General features: G+C 68.1%; 1 protein-coding gene and 1 pseudogene. One reads left to right on the top strand and one right to left on the bottom strand.

The features are described from left to right. A pseudogene (locus MBTS_RS23255) lies at window positions 1–324 on the top strand (M10 family metallopeptidase C-terminal domain-containing protein); the annotation flags it as partial. Window positions 325–420: 96 nt separating this feature from the next. Here MBTS_RS23255 and copM read toward each other — a convergent pair. Further along, window positions 421–846, bottom strand: coding sequence for a CopM family metallochaperone (copM, locus tag MBTS_RS23250; protein WP_147833520.1), 426 nt, complete (start codon window positions 844–846; stop codon window positions 421–423). Between the last annotated feature and the right edge of the window lie 64 nt (window positions 847–910).

Below are 910 nucleotides of genomic sequence, written 5' to 3'. Positions count from 1 at the left end.
GGCGGGGAGGGGGCGGATACCTTCCTGTTCCGCACGTGGCCCGGAACCGGCAACACGGATCACATCCGCGACTTCTCCATCGCCGAGGATGTCGTCACGCTCTCGAGCAAGGTCTTCACGGCCCTTCGCGCCGGCGCCCTCGCGGAGGACGCGTTCAAGGACCTCTCGTCGGGGTCGACCGATGCGGATGACCGGGTTCTCTACGACGCCACGACCGGCACGCTCTCCTACGATGCCGATGGGAGCGGCGCGGGCACCGCCCGCACCTTCGCCGTCATCGATACGACAGTGCTTCTGACCTTCGCGGATGTCCTCGTCGTCTAGGTCTCACGCCGCCGACATGGCGGCCGGTCCGGCCTGTATCGAGGCGGGAAGCCGAGCCGCCCCTGAGCGATAGTGTTCAGGGGCGAGGTGGAAGCCTCACTTCTTGGCGGGATCGGTCCGCTTCAGGATCGCCTCCATCTGGGCGATCTCGGCTTCCTGGGCCTTGACGATGGCCTCGGCCAGGGTGCGGACCTCCGGATCCTTCGAATACTGAAGCGCGACCTTGGCCATGGCCAGGGCGCCCTTGTGGTGCGGGATCATGCCGGCAGCGAAATCGCGGTCGACGTCGCCGGAATAGCGGATCTCCATGTCGCCGTGCATGCGCATGGCCGCCTCCTTGAAGGCGCGGGTCGCCGGCGTGTCGGCGGCCTTGCCCTTCGCGGCGGGCTTCGGGCCGTGGTCATGGCTGTCGGAATGGACGGTGCCGTCGTCGTGGCGGTGCTCGCCGGCCGCGAGAACCGGTGAGGCGAGGGGCAGAACCAGGATCGCGGCCAGGATCGCGGGGAGGGCTGTCTTCGTCATGGGAGTTCCCTGTCGTCAGAAGGTTGCGGGCGGGGAGGGCATGGTCCCCGCCCGCAACCTTCTG

It is taken from the genome of Methylobacterium bullatum, from assembly GCF_014845095.1.
Lineage (GTDB): Bacteria > Pseudomonadota > Alphaproteobacteria > Rhizobiales > Beijerinckiaceae > Methylobacterium > Methylobacterium bullatum.
Note: the sequence above shows the minus strand (reverse complement) of the source record. Positions and strands in the feature narration are given on the sequence as shown.